Origin of the sequence: Devosia naphthalenivorans (assembly GCF_003056355.1) — a bacterium.
Lineage (GTDB): Bacteria > Pseudomonadota > Alphaproteobacteria > Rhizobiales > Devosiaceae > Devosia > Devosia naphthalenivorans.
This window is the reverse complement of record NZ_PYVW01000001.1, coordinates 16,659-30,920: the sequence shown is the minus strand read 5'-3', so window position 1 is coordinate 30,920 and position 14,262 is coordinate 16,659. Positions and strand designations below refer to the sequence as shown.

The 14,262-nt window shown below is 62.5% G+C and carries 18 protein-coding genes; 16 read left to right on the top strand and 2 right to left on the bottom strand.

Translation table 11 applies throughout. The features are described 5' to 3' along the window. Positions 1-78: 78 nt before the first annotated feature. Together map and radC are read left to right on the top strand one after the other, a co-directional pair. Positions 79-912, top strand: a complete 834-nt coding sequence (gene map / locus C8264_RS00180; RefSeq protein WP_108458941.1) for a type I methionyl aminopeptidase — start codon at positions 79-81, stop codon at positions 910-912. Then, positions 912-1,697 carry a RadC family protein gene (gene radC / locus C8264_RS00175; RefSeq protein ID WP_108458940.1) on the top strand — a complete coding sequence of 262 codons (786 nt, stop codon included), beginning with the start codon at positions 912-914 and terminating at the stop codon, positions 1,695-1,697. Before map ends, radC begins: the two co-directional genes overlap by 1 nt. Before the next feature lie 9 nt (positions 1,698-1,706). Here the strand turns inward: radC and C8264_RS00170 are convergent, their stop codons facing one another. After that, positions 1,707-2,441, bottom strand: coding sequence for a cytochrome c biogenesis CcdA family protein (locus C8264_RS00170; RefSeq protein ID WP_108458939.1), 735 nt, complete (start codon positions 2,439-2,441; stop codon positions 1,707-1,709). 238 nt (positions 2,442-2,679) lie between these two features. Here C8264_RS00170 and rpe point away from each other — a divergent pair, with 238 nt between their 5' ends. The 4 genes from rpe to C8264_RS00150 are packed head-to-tail and all read left to right on the top strand — an operon-like array spanning position 2,680 to position 5,674. Next, a complete protein-coding gene (gene rpe, locus C8264_RS00165) occupies positions 2,680-3,360 on the top strand; it encodes a ribulose-phosphate 3-epimerase (protein WP_108458938.1) in 681 nt (226 codons plus the stop codon). Between the two features lie 30 nt (positions 3,361-3,390). Beyond that, the gene (purB, locus tag C8264_RS00160; protein ID WP_108458937.1) at positions 3,391-4,719 is read left to right on the top strand and encodes an adenylosuccinate lyase; all 1,329 of its coding nucleotides are present in this window, start codon (positions 3,391-3,393) and stop codon (positions 4,717-4,719) included. Further along, complete coding sequence (locus C8264_RS00155; protein ID WP_108458936.1) at positions 4,716-5,129, top strand: GNAT family N-acetyltransferase; 414 nt, start codon at positions 4,716-4,718, stop codon at positions 5,127-5,129. Before purB ends, C8264_RS00155 begins: the two co-directional genes overlap by 4 nt. Beyond that, on the top strand, positions 5,126-5,674 hold the full coding sequence (locus C8264_RS00150; protein WP_108458935.1) for an RBBP9/YdeN family alpha/beta hydrolase: 549 nt from the start codon (positions 5,126-5,128) through the stop codon (positions 5,672-5,674). The genes C8264_RS00155 and C8264_RS00150 overlap by 4 nt, the downstream gene beginning before the upstream one ends. A 92-nt stretch (positions 5,675-5,766) precedes the next feature. On the opposite strand, the gene C8264_RS00145 is transcribed toward C8264_RS00150, so the two are convergent. Continuing rightward, positions 5,767-6,090, bottom strand: coding sequence for a DUF1476 domain-containing protein (locus C8264_RS00145; RefSeq protein WP_108458934.1), 324 nt, complete (start codon positions 6,088-6,090; stop codon positions 5,767-5,769). Between the two features lie 200 nt (positions 6,091-6,290). Here C8264_RS00145 and purC point away from each other — a divergent pair, with 200 nt between their 5' ends. The 10 genes from purC to grxD all read left to right on the top strand — a co-directional run bounded on the left by purC (position 6,291) and on the right by grxD (position 14,075). Beyond that, the gene (gene purC, locus C8264_RS00140) at positions 6,291-7,055 is read left to right on the top strand and encodes a phosphoribosylaminoimidazolesuccinocarboxamide synthase (RefSeq protein ID WP_108458933.1); all 765 of its coding nucleotides are present in this window, start codon (positions 6,291-6,293) and stop codon (positions 7,053-7,055) included. Positions 7,056-7,075: 20 nt separating this feature from the next. Continuing rightward, a complete protein-coding gene (gene purS / locus C8264_RS00135) occupies positions 7,076-7,318 on the top strand; it encodes a phosphoribosylformylglycinamidine synthase subunit PurS (RefSeq protein WP_108458932.1) in 243 nt (80 codons plus the stop codon). 320 nt (positions 7,319-7,638) lie between these two features. Continuing rightward, complete coding sequence (locus C8264_RS00130) at positions 7,639-8,712, top strand: acyltransferase family protein (protein ID WP_108458931.1); 1,074 nt, start codon at positions 7,639-7,641, stop codon at positions 8,710-8,712. 117 nt (positions 8,713-8,829) lie between these two features. Next, complete coding sequence (gene purQ / locus C8264_RS00125) at positions 8,830-9,498, top strand: phosphoribosylformylglycinamidine synthase subunit PurQ (RefSeq protein ID WP_108458930.1); 669 nt, start codon at positions 8,830-8,832, stop codon at positions 9,496-9,498. Beyond that, a complete protein-coding gene (locus C8264_RS00120; RefSeq protein WP_108458929.1) occupies positions 9,498-10,154 on the top strand; it encodes a Pr6Pr family membrane protein in 657 nt (218 codons plus the stop codon). The genes purQ and C8264_RS00120 overlap by 1 nt, the downstream gene beginning before the upstream one ends. Further along, positions 10,147-10,752, top strand: a complete 606-nt coding sequence (locus tag C8264_RS00115) for a DJ-1/PfpI family protein (protein ID WP_205245588.1) — start codon at positions 10,147-10,149, stop codon at positions 10,750-10,752. The genes C8264_RS00120 and C8264_RS00115 overlap by 8 nt, the downstream gene beginning before the upstream one ends. Further along, positions 10,752-12,986: a phosphoribosylformylglycinamidine synthase subunit PurL gene (purL, locus tag C8264_RS00110; RefSeq protein WP_108458928.1), complete on the top strand. Its 2,235-nt coding sequence runs from the start codon at positions 10,752-10,754 to the stop codon at positions 12,984-12,986. Before C8264_RS00115 ends, purL begins: the two co-directional genes overlap by 1 nt. A gap of 82 nt (positions 12,987-13,068) precedes the next feature. Further along, positions 13,069-13,302 (top strand): BolA family protein, encoded by a 234-nt coding sequence (locus tag C8264_RS00105; RefSeq protein WP_108396423.1) that lies wholly within the window; start codon positions 13,069-13,071, stop codon positions 13,300-13,302. A 4-nt stretch (positions 13,303-13,306) separates the two neighbouring features. Then, positions 13,307-13,627, top strand: coding sequence for a DUF6665 family protein (locus C8264_RS00100; RefSeq protein WP_108458927.1), 321 nt, complete (start codon positions 13,307-13,309; stop codon positions 13,625-13,627). A gap of 112 nt (positions 13,628-13,739) precedes the next feature. Next, on the top strand, positions 13,740-14,075 hold the full coding sequence (grxD, locus tag C8264_RS00095) for a Grx4 family monothiol glutaredoxin (RefSeq protein WP_108458926.1): 336 nt from the start codon (positions 13,740-13,742) through the stop codon (positions 14,073-14,075). The last annotated feature ends 187 nt before the right edge of the window (positions 14,076-14,262 follow it).

Below are 14,262 nucleotides of genomic sequence, written 5' to 3'. Positions count from 1 at the left end.
ACTGCCGTCAAGCGGCGGTGTTGGCCTTCCCATATCGCTGCCGAGCGACTATTTTCAGTGCAATATCTGGAGTTCGTGATGATCACCTTTGTCGATGCCCCCGTAAAACCCCGCCGCACGGCCGGGGTCATTCCGCTGCATGGCGAGGAAGGCTTCGAGGGCATGCGCAAGGCAGGCGCGCTGACGGCCCGCGCGCTCGATATCCTCACCGAATTCGTCGAGCCCGGCGTGCCCACGGCAACGCTGGACAAGATCGCCTATGAGTTCGCGCGCGACAACGGCGCCGTCCCGGCCACCATTTTCTACAAGGGCTACCGGCACTCCCTCTGCACCTCCATCAACCACGTCGTCTGCCACGGCATCCCCGACGCGCGCCCCCTGCGCGAAGGCGACATCGTCAATATCGACCTGACGCTGGTGGTCGATGGCTGGCACGGCGATTCGAGCCGCATGTATCCGGTGGGCGAAATCTCCCGCAAAGCCGAGCGGCTGATCGAAGTGACCTACCAGAGCCTTGAACTGGGCCTCGCCGCCGCCAAGCCTGGCAACACGACAGGCGACATCGGCGCCGCCATCCAGGCCTATGCCGAAGCCGAACGCATGAGCGTAGTGCGCGATTTCGTTGGCCATGGCGTCGGCAAGCTCTTCCACGACGAGCCCAACATCCTCCATTTCGGCACCCCGGGCACCGGCGTGCCGCTCAAGCCCGGCATGATCTTCACCATCGAACCGATGATCAATCTGGGCCGCCCGCACGTCAAAATCCTCTCCGATGGCTGGACCGCCGTTACCCGCGACCGCACCCTCTCTTCCCAGTGCGAGCACTCCATTGGCATCACCGAAACCGGCTGCGAGATTTTCACGCTATCGCCGGACAATCTGTTCAATCCGCTCGCGGCCCGTGCCGCCTGATGGCCGGCGGTAAGGAGTTCGACGAGGCCCCGTTCCTGCTCGGAACACTTCCCAGCGCGATCGAGCAATCCCCGATCGTCTACGAAGCTCCGGACAAACCGTCCGCGGTGAAACCCGAACACGCCGGCCACCGTGAACGCGTGCGCGAGCGCTTCCTCAAGGTCGGCGGCGAAGCCTTCGAGGATTACGAACTCCTCGAAATGCTGCTGCACATCGTCATCCCGCAAAAGGACACTAAGCCCCTCGCCAAGGCCCTGCTGCGCGAGTTCGGCTCATTCTCCGGCGTATTTTCCGCCAGCCAGGCCCGCCTTGAATCCATCAAGGGCCTGGGCCCCAAAACCGTCACCTCGCTCAAGATCATCCAGGCCACCGCCGCCCGTTTCGCTCGCGACGGCATCGACCACGACAAACCGATTCTCTCGTCCTGGACCCAGTTGATCGATTACTGCCGCGCCCAGATGGCCTACGAATCCATCGAGCAGTTCCGCATCCTGTTTCTTGACAAGAAGAACCGCCTGATAGCCGACGAGGTGCAACAAACCGGCACCGTCGATCACACGCCGGTCTATCCGCGCGAGGTCATCAAACGGGCCCTGGAACTGAGCGCCACCGCGCTGATCCTGGTGCACAACCATCCCTCCGGCGACCCATCCCCCTCATCCGCCGACGTCCGCATGACCCGCGAAATCGCCGACACGGCCAAGCCCCTCGGCATCACCCTCCACGATCACCTGATCGTCGGCAAATCCGGCCACGCCTCCCTGCGCAGCCTGAAGCTGTTCTAGGCGGCTCACCTAGCCAAAATTCGCCAAAACTGGAAACGTCTCCAGAAACCAATACGACAACCGCGTAAAGTTCCCGGTCAAAAACAGCACGCCAGTCACCACCAGCAGCACGCCCATCACGCGCTCCACCGTGTGCAAATGCCGCTTGAATCCCTGAAAAAACGCCAGAAACGGCCCCACAGCAATCCCCGCGAGGAAAAACGGCACGCCCAGTCCCAGCGAATAGAGCCCCAGCAACGACGCACCCTCAAGCGCGGTATTCTTGCTCGCCGCCACGGACAACACAGCCGCCAGCACCGGCCCGATACACGGCGTCCAGCCAATCGCGAACGCCAGTCCCAGCAGGAAGCCGCCCAGCGGCCCACTCGCCACACCCGGCCCTTGATGGCGAATCTGCCGGTCCAGCAACCCGATCCGGTAAACCCCAATAAAGTGCAGCCCCATGGCAATGATCAGCACGCCCGCAACCGGCGTCAGGATCGGCAGCGCCTGCCGGAATGCCTGTCCGAACGCCGTCGCCGTGGCGCCCAGCGTCACGAAAACAACGGCGAATCCCAGGATGAAGAACAGCGACGTAAACGCCACCCGCCGCTGCAATGCGCCGGCCGTCGTCCCCTCCTCGCGCAGCTGATCGAAGCTCGCGCCGCTCATATAGGTGAGATAGGGCGGCACCAACGGCAGCACGCAGGGCGAGAGAAAGCTCAACACCCCTGCCCCGAACACCAATGGCAACGAAAATTCCAAGAGGCCGACGCTCCTTTTGCCCGCTGTTCTAGCGTGCGCCCCAAACAAAGCAATGCGCACCCTGTCGCATCAGCCGTTTGTGACCGGTCTACGCATACTCACCATCTCTCCCAAACTACGAGTGCCCGTTCTCGCGAGGGTGCCAGTTCGCCAATCTCTCGCGTCCAGCAGCACACCCCGCCCTTGTCTCCACTCCCCCACAGAGTTAAGGCATGAACCAGCCGTTCCCGAGGTTCTGATGACCACCCGACCCATCCGCATCGCCCCCTCGATTCTCTCCGCCGATTTCTCCCGCCTGGGCGAGGAGATCGCCGCAATCGACGCTGCCGGTGCCGACTATATCCATGTCGATGTGATGGACGGCCATTTCGTGCCCAATATCAGCTTCGGTCCGCTGGTCATGGCCTCCGTGCGCAAGTTCACGACCAAGCCCTTCGACGTGCACCTGATGATCGCCCCCGTCGATCCCTACATTGCCGCCTTCGCAAAGGCTGGCGCCGATATCATCACCGTCCACGCGGAGGCCGGCCCGCACTTGCACCGCACGCTCCAGGCAATCCGCGCCGAAGGCAAGAAAGCCGGCGTCGCGATCAATCCAGCCACGCCCGTTTCCGCCCTCGAAAACGTCATCGACGATATCGACCTGCTCCTCGTCATGTCGGTCAACCCCGGCTTCGGCGGGCAGAGCTTCATCCCCGCGGCGCTGACCAAGCTGCGCCAGGCCCACGCGTTGATCGGCAATCGCCCGATCGATTTGGAAGTGGACGGCGGGATCACCGCCGATAACGCCCGCGCCGTAGCCGACGCCGGCTGCAACGTCTTCGTCGCCGGCTCTTCCATTTATGGTGGCAACGATCCCGCCACGTACCAGCCCCGCATCTCCGCCATTCGTACCGCCGCGAGCACTCGCCTCGCCTGATTCGATTTCTGAACCCGAAAGCCTAAGCCCATGATCCCGCGCTATTCTCGCCCCGAAATGGTCTCCATCTGGTCGGCCGAGACCCGCTTTGCCATCTGGTTCGAAATCGAGGCCCACGCCACCACCAAACTCGCCGAACTGGGCGTGGTCCCAAAGGAATCGGCCCAGAACATCTGGGACGTGATGAACGCGCGCAAGGCCGAGCACGGCGACTACGCTTTCGACGTCGCGCGGATCGATGAGATCGAGCGCACCACCAAGCATGACGTCATCGCCTTCCTCACTCACCTCAGCGAAATCGTCGGCCCCGACGCCCGCTTCGTGCATCAGGGCATGACCTCCTCGGACATCCTCGACACCACGCTCTCGGTCCAGATGGCCCGCGCCGCTGACCTGCTCATCGCCGATGTCGACGCCCTGCTCGCCGCCCTCAAGCGCCGTGCCTATGAGCACAAGGACACCATCACCATCGGCCGCTCGCACGGCATCCATGCCGAGCCGACCACCTTCGGCGTCAAGCTGGCCGAAGCCTATGCGGAATTCACCCGCAACCGCGCCCGCCTCCTCGCCGCCCGCACCGAAATCGCCACCGCCGCCATTTCCGGCGCCATCGGCTCCTTCGCCAATATCGATCCGCAGGTGGAAGAATACGTCGCCGAAAAGCTTGGGCTAAGCATCGAGCCGGTCTCGACCCAGGTCATTCCACGCGACCGCCACGCCATGTTCTTTGCCACCCTTGGCGTCGTTGCCTCGTCCATCGAGCGCGTTGCCGTTGAAATCCGCCATCTGCAGCGCACCGAAGTGCTGGAAGCCGAGGAGTTCTTCTCCCCCGGCCAGAAGGGGAGCTCGGCCATGCCCCACAAGCGCAATCCGGTGCTGACCGAAAACCTCACCGGCCTTGCACGCCTCGTACGCGGCATGGTGGTCCCCGCGCTCGAAAACGTCGCCCTCTGGCACGAGCGCGATATCTCGCACTCCTCCGTCGAGCGCATGATCGGCCCCGACGCCACCGTCACCCTCGATTTCGCGCTGGCGCGGCTCACCGGTGTTATCGACAAGCTCGTCGTCTACCCCGAAAACATGCGCCGGAATCTCGACCTGCTCGGCGGCCTGCACAATTCCCAGCGCGTGCTGCTCGCCCTCACCCAGGCCGGCTACAGCCGCGAAGACAGTTACGCCGCCGTCCAGCGCAACGCCATGAAGGTTTGGGAAATGCGCGGCGACCGCGCCGGCCAGTTCGCCGCCAATCTCAAGGCCGACCCCGAAGTGACTCTGTCAGATCAACAAATCGACGCCATGTTCGACGACGCCTACCACCTCAAGCATGTCGATACGATCTTCCAGCGGGTTTTTGGATGAGCATCGTCTACGCCCAGGAAACCGGTCTCACGGCCGAAGAATACATCGCCTGTGTCGGCCAGTCGGCACTAGGCCCGACCCGGCCACTCAGCAATACCGAGCGCGTGCAAGCCTATCTCGACAACTCCAACCTTACCGTCAGCGCCCGCAACGAGGGCGGTGTTCTTCTTGGCGTGTTTCGCGGCACCACCGACTGGAACTGGGTCTGCTATTGTGCGGACTTGGCGGTGGTAGAAGCGCAGCAGGGACAGGGCATCGGTCAGGCACTAATGGACAAGGCGGCTGAAATTCTCGGCCCGGGCGTCGCCATCACCCTGTTGTCGCTGCCGGGCGCGGAAGGCTTCTATCAAAAGATCGGCCTGACACAGACCAATGCGGCTTTCTATCGGGACAGGACCCATCGCACATGAAGCTTGCCGAATGTGACATCCTGATCCTGCCTGGGCTCGGCGGCACCATGCCCGGGCACTGGCAACTGCGCTGGGCCGCGCGCATGAACAATGCCGCCATCGTCGAGCAGGCGGATTGGAACGAGCCTGATCTCAGCGACTGGGTCGACACCATCGACCAGGCCGCTCGACTTACCACGCGCCCTGTCGTGCTTGTCGCTCACTCCCTCGCCGTCATCGCCGTGGCCCAGGCCGGCGCCCACCTGCCCTCGAACGTGCGCGGCGCCTTCCTCGTCGCGCCACCCGATATCGAACTCAGCCCCGCAGCGCCCGAAGAGACGCACAATTTCCGCCCCATCTCGCGGGACCCGCTGCCCTTCCCCTCCATGCTCGTGGCATCATCCAACGATCCGCTCTGCAGCGTCGACCGGGCCGTCGAATTAGCCACCTGCTGGGGCTCCGATTTCCACCAAGCCGGCGACGCCGGCCACATCAACGTCCAATCAGGCCACGGCCCTTGGCCCGAAGGCCTGTTGATGTTCACAAGGCTGATGCAGCGGATTTAGCGGTAGTGCCACGCCCTCGTGGCACAACATCCCCAACAAAAAAGGAGCCGGTCCGCAGACCAGCCCCTTCAAATTCATAGCCCCAAAAGCCCTTAGCCTTCAGCGGCAATCTGCTCGTTCGCCACCAACACCAATTGCAGCATCTTTTGGCGAATCACATCGTCCCCGATGCTCAATCCCTTGGCCTTGAGATCACCGGACACCTTGCGGAACACGTCTTCGTCGCCGGCTTCCTCGAAGTCGGCGGCAACCACTTCGGCGGCATACGCTTTGGCTTCGTCGCCGGTCAAGCTCATCAGTTCGGCAGCCCAGATGCCGACCAGCTTGTTGCGGCGCGCCTCGGCCTTGAACTTCTTTTCCGCGTCAAAGGCGTACTTCGCCTCCTGGCCCTTCTGACGATCTTCGAACTGGCTCATGCAACTCTCCCGCTTGGCAATGCCTGCGCTTTCCGGCGCTTGCCAACCGACATAGGCGGTTCGGCCAGCCAAATCAACGGCCGCCCCGCAGGTGCGACTTCGTGGATGCGCAACACCTCTTTCCACGAAAGAGCTTGCCTTCAATGGCCGTTCTGGCGCATGAAGCGGCGAAATTCTCCCTCCATCAGTCCGGATTCCCAATGAACCGTCGACGTAAAATTTATGAGGGCAAGGCCAAGATCCTGTTCGAGGGTCCTGAGCCGGGCACTCTGGTTCAATATTTCAAGGACGACACCACCGCCGGCGACGGCGCCCGTCATGAAATCATCGACGGCAAGGGCGTGCTCAACAACCGCATTTCCGAGTTCGTCTTCACCAAGCTCAACGGCCTGGGCATTCCGACTCACTTCATCCGCCGCATCAACATGCGCGAGCAGCTGATCAAGGAAGTGGAAATCATTCCGCTCGAGATCATCGTGCGCAATTTCGCGGCCGGCTCGCTGGTCAAGCGCCTCGGTCTCGAGCCCGGCACGCAACTGCCCCGCTCGATCATCGAGTTCTGCTACAAGGATGACGCCCTTCATGACCCGATGGTCAGCGAAGAGCACATCACCGCTTTCGGCTGGGCCACTCCCGCCGAGCTCGACGACATCATGAGCCTCGCCATCCGGGTCAATGATTTCCTGACCGGCCTCTTCATGGGTGTCGGCATCCAGCTCGTCGATTTCAAGATCGAATGCGGCCGCCTCTACGAGGGCGATCTCATGCGCATCGTCCTCGCCGACGAAATCTCTCCCGACAGCTGCCGCCTCTGGGACGTCAAAACCCGCACCAAGATGGACAAGGATCGCTTCCGCGAAAACCTGGGCGGCCTGATCGAGAACTATCGCGAGGTCGCGCAGCGCCTTGGCATTCTCGTCGAGACCGAAAACGCGCTGACCACCGGTCCGCGCCTCGTTCAGTAAGCGTTCATCGGAGTGGCGATATGAAGGCGCGTGTAACCGTCACCCTCAAGGCTGGCGTGCTTGATCCCCAAGGTCAGGCCATCGAAGGGTCGTTGAAGGGCCTCGGTTTTCCCGGGGTCGCCAGCGTCCGCCAAGGCAAGGTCTTCGACCTCGTGATTGATGGAACCGACGAGGAATCCGCTCGTTCACAACTCACCAGCATGTGCGAAAAGCTGCTGGCAAATACTGTGATCGAGAATTTCGCGATCGAAATCACAAATTAACGTCTGACGACGATAACTAAATTCGCGTCAAGAAGAGGCGCAGGACCATATTGCCATGCTTAAAACCGTTTCTCTGTCCGTAATGTTCTTCGCGACCCTCGGCCTGCTGTTCGCAGCCTATGCGTCGGTACCCGTCTGAACAATACGCCAAAAGCTTGAGCCGGTACGTGCGACACGGCTAGAGCCATCAACAGGTTGATTGCGCAATTTAGCGAAAAGCTTACCAGTTAAGCATTCGCCTTAAGCTTGCCGTCAACTCGTTATCTCCCCCGCCATCACTTGCCGCTATTACTCCCGGACGAATTGCGGGAGTGCGGACAATGGCGGAAAGCAAGCAGCGGCTCGAATGGGTGGATATGGCCAAGGGCCTCTCCATCTTTCTCGTCGTCATGATGTATGCGGCCTCGAGCGTCGGCGAAGATACGGGTGGGGTCGGCGCATTCCACTGGGGCATCGCCTTCGCCACCCCCTTCCGCATGCCCGAGTTTTTCCTGATCTCGGGTCTGTTCCTCTCCCAGGTCATCGACCGCCCCTGGCGCGCCTTCGCCGACCGGCGCATCGTGCACTATTTTTATTTCTACGTGCTCTGGGCGCTGATCCACATCATCTTCAAGGTCGGTCTGCTGTCGACCAATCCTGTCGGCGCACTTGAACAAATCGCCTGGGCCGTAGTCCAGCCCTATGGCGTCCTGTGGTTCATCTATATGCTCGCCGTGGTCGGCGCCGCCACCAAGCTCCTGCATGATCTCAAGGCACCCGTATGGGCGGTATTCGGCGCCGGCGCGATCCTGCAGATGGCCAGCGTGCACACCGGCAGCTATCTGGTTGACCAGTTCTGCGCCTATTTCGTCTTCTTCTACGCTGGCTTCGTCCTCGCCCCCCGCCTGTTCCGCCTTGCTGCATGGGCCCAGGAACATGCAGGCACCGCCCTAGCCGCTCTCCTCGCCTGGGCCGCCATCAACGCAGCACTGGTCTTTTCGCCTGGCTTCGCCATGCACCCGGTCCACCCGGCGATGGGTCTTGCCGGTCTGCCCGGCCTCCACCTGGTCCTGGCGCTGGCCGGCACTGCCGCCCTCTGCGTCATCGCGGCGCTCCTCACCCGCCTGCCATGGATGAACTGGCTGCGCTGGCTGGGCTCCAAATCGCTGATCGTCTACGTAGCCTTCGTCTTGCCCATGAGCATCGCCCGTACGGTCCTGATCAAGCTCGGGCTGATCGAGCCAACCCTTCTGACATTGCTCACCATGAGCGTCGCCATCGTCTCGCCGCTGATCCTCTATTGGCTCGTGTTGCGCACCGGCTGGGGCCGGTTCCTGTTCGAGCGTCCCGCCTGGGCACAACTGCCCGGCACCAAAGGTTCGCGCCCGGCAAGTGTGGCCGTTCCCGCCGAGTGAAAGCCGTTTCCTTCTCCGCCAATCACAGGAAAAGGAAACCACCTGCAAAGCCCTTGCCTTTTCGGCCAAGACCCACCAAAAGAGCCTCGCAACTCCTGACATAGCGAGGACTAGCCGATGAAATCCGCCGTCATCGTCTTCCCCGGGCTCAATCGCGACCGCGACATGATCGCGGCGCTCACCAAGATTTCCGGCACCGCCCCTGCCATCGTCTGGCACCAGGACGACGACCTGCCTGATGTCGACCTGATCGTCATACCGGGGGGGTTCTCCTACGGCGATTATCTGCGTTGCGGCGCCATTGCCGCCCGCTCACCGATCATGGACAGGGTCCGCGACCGTGCCGCGGCCGGCGTCAACGTGCTGGGCGTCTGCAACGGCTTCCAGATCCTGCTCGAAGCGGGCCTGTTGCCGGGTGCCCTGATGCGCAACCAGTCGCTCAAATTCGTTTGCCGCGAGGTCAAACTCGAGGTCACCAACGCCGACACGGCCTTCACGCGCGGCTACACCAACGGGCAGGTCATCCGCTGCCCCGTGGCGCACCATGACGGCAACTACTTCGCCGACAGCGACACCCTCGCTCGCATCGAAGGCGAAGGTCGCGTGGCCTTCCGCTATGCCGATGGCACCAATCCCAACGGCTCGATCAACAACATCGCCGGCATCTTGAACGAGCGCAAGAACGTGCTCGGCCTCATGCCGCATCCCGAAAACCTGATCGAATCCGCACACGGCGGAGACGACGGCAGGGCATTGTTCTCCGGGCTTCTCGGCCAGGCTGCCTGATGGGAAGAGCGCCGGTCAATCCGCGAAAGCTGTTGACCGGACTCGGCCTTGCGGCTGGTACCGCCGGGTTGCTGATTGAGTTCGTTTTCTCGATGCAGATCTCGCTGGCCACTGGCCGCGATATTCCCGGCGCCCTCGGCAGCTTCTTTGCGTTCTATACGATCCTGACCAACATCGTGCTGGTGCTGATCTACCTCTCGGAAGTGCTGCCGACCCAACGCCTCGCCATCTTCCGCCATCCGGTCACCCGCGGCTCCATGGTCGCCTGCATCACTCTGGTAAGCCTTTACGTCTTCTTCGTGCTGCGCCACCTCTACGCCCCGACGGGCTTGCTCGAACTCTCGGATAGGCTCCTGCACTACGTAGCCCCGCTGCTCTACCTGTTGTGGTGGGTAATCGGCCAACCGCATGGTCAACTCCGCTGGGGCAATCTTCCCGTTATGCTCCTGCCGACATTGATCTACTTCGTCGCGGTCATGTTGCGCGGCGCGTGGCTCCACCGCTATCCCTACCCGTTCATGAACATCGATGAATTGGGCATCGGCGCCGTGCTGCTGGGGGCTCTGTTCATGGCCGCCGGTCTTGCGGCTCTCTCGGCCCTGGTCATCGCTCTCGATCATTTTCTGACGCGCAACTGGAACCTCGTTCATGAATGAGAGCAAGCGCCTGAGCGTCGCCATTCTCATCTTCCCCGGCGTCGAGGAGCTCGATTTCGTTGGCCCCTGGGAGGTGTTCACTATGGCCCGCCAGATCGGCGCGCCGCTTGACGCCTTCACTGTCGGCTGGCCCGCGACGGAAATCACCTGCGCCAAGGGCCTAAAAGTCACGGCCGATCACACCCTGTCCCAAGCGCCGCATGCCGATATCGTGCTGATCCCAGGCGGCAAGGGCACGCGCCCGCTGGCCGAGAACGATGAGTTCAACGCGGCGATCCGAACCTATCTGGCCGCCGCAACGTGGCAGACTTCGGTTTGCACCGGCGCGGCTCTCCTGGCGCGCGCAGGCTTCCTTGAAGGGCGCCGCGCCACGACCAATCGCCATGCGCTGGACTTCCTGCGTACGCACGCCCCGCACACCTACATTCTCGATGAACGCTACGTGCATGACGGCAGCGTCGTCACCAGTGCCGGCGTCTCAGCCGGAATAGACATGTCGCTCTGGCTTGTCGGACACTTGTTCGGCGAAGACACGGCACGCACCACCCAAACCTACATGGAATATTTTCCAGAGCCTCCCTACGGAAAAGACTCTTGATGACTTACCAGAACGACATCGCCATCACGCCCCAACTCGTTGCCGACCATGGCCTCAAGCCTGACGAGTTCGAAAAGATCGTTGCGCTGATCGGGCGCCAGCCGACTTATACGGAGCTGGGCATCTTCTCGGCGATGTGGAACGAGCACTGCTCCTACAAGTCGTCCAAGAAGTGGCTCAAGACCCTCCCTACCACCGGCCCGCGCGTCATTCAGGGCCCGGGCGAAAACGCCGGTGTCGTCGATATCGGCGATGGGCAGGCGGTTGTCTTCAAGATGGAATCGCACAATCACCCAAGCTTCATCGAGCCCTATCAGGGCGCGGCGACCGGCGTGGGCGGCATTCTGCGAGACGTCTTCACCATGGGCGCCCGCCCCGTCGCGGCCATGAACGCGCTGCGCTTTGGCGCGCCGGACCATGAAAAAACCCGCCATCTCGTCTCCGGCGTAGTCGCTGGCGTGGGTGGCTATGGCAACGCCTTCGGCGTGCCGACCGTGGGCGGCGAAGTCGAGTTCGACGAACGCTACAACGGCAATATCCTGGTCAATGCCTTCGCCGCTGGTCTCGCTGACACCGACAAGATCTTCTATTCCAAGGCCGAAGGCGTCGGCCTTCCCGTTGTTTATCTCGGCGCCAAGACCGGCCGCGACGGCGTCGGTGGCGCGACCATGGCGTCTGCCGAGTTCGGCGACGATATCGAGGAAAAACGCCCCACCGTGCAGGTTGGCGACCCCTTCACTGAAAAGCGCCTGCTCGAGGCATGCCTTGAGCTGATGGCAACCGGCGCCGTGATTGCCATTCAGGACATGGGCGCAGCGGGCCTCACCTGCTCGGCCGTTGAAATGGGCGCCAAGGGCGACCTCGGGATCGAACTCGATCTCGACAAGGTTCCGGTGCGCGAAACCCACATGACGCCCTACGAGATGATGCTGAGCGAAAGCCAGGAGCGCATGCTCATGGTGCTGCACCCCGAAAAAGAAGCCGAAGCCCGCGCCGTGTTCGTCAAGTGGGAACTCGATTTCGCTACTGTTGGCAAGACCACGGATGACCTGCGCTTCCGCGTGCTCTGGCAGGGCCAGGAAGTCGCCAACCTCCCCATCAAGGATCTCGGCGACGAGGCTCCCGAATATGACCGCCCCTGGACGCCTTCGGTTCCTGCCGCAGCGTTGGCCGCCGATGACATACCGCAGGTGGACGTCGCTGAAGCCCTGCTCAAGCTCATGGGCAGCCACCAGATCGCGTCCCGCCGCTGGGTCTACGAGCAATACGACACACTGATCCAGGGCAATTCCATGCAGCGCCCCGGCGGTGATGCCGGCGTCATCCGCGTCGAAGGCCACGCCACGAAGGGCCTGGCGTTCACCTCCGACGTCAACCCACGCTATTGTGAAGCCGACCCCTATGAGGGTGGCAAGCAGGCCGTCGCGGAGGCCTGGCGCAATCTGACAGCAACCGGCGCCGAGCCGCTCGCAGCCACCGATAACCTGAATTTCGGCAACCCCGAGCGCCCTGAAATCATGAGCCAGCTGGTCCATGCCATCAAGGGCATCGGCGAAGCCTGTCGCGCACTCGATTTCCCCATCGTTTCGGGCAATGTCTCGCTCTACAACGAGACCAATGGCCAGGGCATCCTGCCCACCCCAACCATTGGCGGCGTTGGCCTCCTGCCCGACTGGACCAAGATGGCCCGGATCGGCTTTGCCGCCGAAAACGAGATGATTCTCCTCGTCGGCGCCCCAGCCACCCGCGGCACGCATCTAGGTCAGTCCATCTACCTGCGCGACCTGTTCGGCCGCCGCGACGGCTCCGCGCCCCATGTCGACCTCGCCCATGAGCGCCGCACCGGCGATTTCGTGCGCAAGCTGATCCGCGACGGTGTCGCAACCGCCGTTCACGATCTTTCCGATGGCGGCCTCGGGGTCGCGCTAGCCGAAATGTCCGTCGCCTCGGGCATCGGCGCGACCATTGTCGATCTCAACGACCAAGACCCGATCCTGCAATATTTCGGCGAGGACCAGGGCCGCTACCTGGTGACGGTGAAGCTCGACCCGCAGGGCGAGGAGATCATGGCCCTGTGGAACGAAGCCGAGCGTCTCGGCATCTTCGCGCCCTGGATCGGCACCACCGGCGGCGCAGACCTTGTGCTCGGCGCGGCACGGCCTCTTCCCGTCAGCGACCTGAAGGCTTCGCATGAAGGCTGGTTCCCCGCTTACATGGATGGTGCGGCCGCCTGACACTGGCTCCTTGAAGCCACCATGGCACTGCCATATCTTGGAGGAGTCGGCACACAAGCCGGCTCTTGTCAGGAGTTAAGCCATGCCCATGGAAGCCAACGAAATCGAACGCCGCATTCAGGCTGCGCTGCCCGATGCCACGATCGAAATCCGCGACCTTGCCGGTGATGGCGATCACTGGGCTGCCACGGTGATTTCCGAGCAGTTCCGCGGCAAGTCGCGCGTCCAGCAGCACCAGATCGTCTATGCGGCCCTGCAGGGCGACATGGGCGGAGCGCTGCACGCACTCGCGCTGCAAACCGGCGTCCCCGAGTAGCGCGATGTCCCTGCGCGACTCGCTGGACCTGATCCGCACTGTCCGCCCCGAGGCGGGGACGGCGGCGATCGATCACGAGATCCTCGCCGAACGCGCGTCCTCGCTGGGCGCAGCCGAGCGCAAGGTCGTCAATGCCGTCGCCGCCCTGGCCAGTGCCGACGCCGACCGTGCCTCAGCGCTCTCGACCGCACGCCTCGTCGTCTGGGAATACTTCGTGCAGCGCGAGTTGATCGGCTTCCGCAAGCACACCGATGTGATTCAGGAACTCGAGATTCCCAGCGAAGTCCTTGCGGGGCTTGGCGCAATGGCCAAACCCAAACGATGAGCCGCTTCGCATCATCGTGAAGCGCCGATGGTGACCTCGACATCGCCTTGGCGATGACCTATTTATGTGCCAACACATCTTGGCTCCGACAGCCCGACGAAAGGTTTCTCCCATGAGCGACATCAACGCCTTCATCGACGACAAGGTGAAGAACAACGACATCTTCCTGTTCATGAAGGGATCGCCAGATTTCCCTCAGTGCGGATTTTCCGGGCAGGTCGTGCAGATCCTGAACTATCTTGGCGTGGAATACGGCAGCGCCAACGTGCTTGAAAGCGCCGAGCTGCGCGACGGGGTCAAGGCCTACACCAACTGGCCGACCATTCCTCAGCTTTACGTCAAGGGCGAGTTCGTCGGCGGTGCCGACATCGTGCGCGAGATGTTCCAGGCTGGCGAACTCCAAAGCCAGCTCGAAGCCGCCGGCATCGCAGTCAAGCAGACCGCCTAAGGCACCGGCCAAGGGCTGCCCCAATAGCAGCCAACCCACATTGCTTCCCTCGGGCCTAACCCGAGGGCCTCTCTGCGCGCGCGCCGGACCCGCGGCTCAAGCCCGCGAGAAGCCGCGGCAAACCAAGAACATCCCCCAAACAAGCGTCCAGCCATCACAGACGTTGATGGCCCCCATTCAGCTTTGT